Source organism: Arthrobacter sp. Soil736, assembly GCF_001428005.1.
Lineage (GTDB): Bacteria > Actinomycetota > Actinomycetes > Actinomycetales > Micrococcaceae > Arthrobacter.
Genome location: NZ_LMSB01000056.1, coordinates 7,530 through 7,769, shown reverse-complemented (window position 1 = coordinate 7,769; position 240 = coordinate 7,530). Strand labels below are relative to the sequence as shown.

Here is a 240-nt window from a genome sequence, read left to right as displayed (position 1 = left end):
CACACCTACGCCGCCGCCGGAACCTACACCGCGACCCTGACCGCCACCAACGGCACCGGCTCGAGTTCGACCAGCTCGACCATCACGGTCARCCCGGCASCGCCCCCGGCGCCGGTTGCCTCSTTCACGGCCACCCTCACTTCCGGGACCGCGCCGCTGGACGTGGCCTTCACCGATACCTCCACSGGCTCGCCGACGTCGTGGTCCTGGGCCTTCGGCGACGGCGGCACGTCCACCGAG

The 240-nt window shown here is 72.0% G+C and carries 1 protein-coding gene; it reads left to right on the top strand.

What is annotated here, in order from left to right; all coding sequences use genetic code 11:
* The coding region (locus ASG92_RS30485; RefSeq protein ID WP_200952068.1) for a PKD domain-containing protein at positions 1-240 on the top strand (240 nt) is incomplete at both ends.